This window comes from Staphylococcus sp. GDX8P80P (assembly GCF_017893095.1).
Classification (GTDB): domain Bacteria; phylum Bacillota; class Bacilli; order Staphylococcales; family Staphylococcaceae; genus Staphylococcus; species Staphylococcus borealis.
Window position 1 is genome coordinate 1 of the sequence record NZ_JAESMI010000193.1, and the last position, 295, is coordinate 295.

1 pseudogene is annotated in these 295 nt (G+C 35.6%); it reads right to left on the bottom strand.

From position 1 onward, the window contains the following. A pseudogene (locus KA858_RS12260) lies at positions 1–295 on the bottom strand (restriction endonuclease subunit R); the annotation flags it as partial.

Here is a 295-nt window from a genome sequence, read left to right on the forward strand (position 1 = left end):
TTCATCTGCCATCCAAATTTCTGAGGTATTAATTTTTGATATATATTCTTCGTCTAAGTCGTCATGTGAATTAAACGTTTGATTGTATTCAACTGAAAATCCAAGGACATTATGGTCTCTAATAGCGTCTTTAATGAGATAGTGATGTAAACATTTGTCAAAAATGTCCGCTGTAGCTCGGCCATCTTGACTCTTGTTTTCTTCAAAACGTGGTGTCCCCGTAAATCCGAAATACTGTGCATTTTCAAAATGTTGCTTAATTAAACGATGCATATCTCCGAATTGCGTACGATGA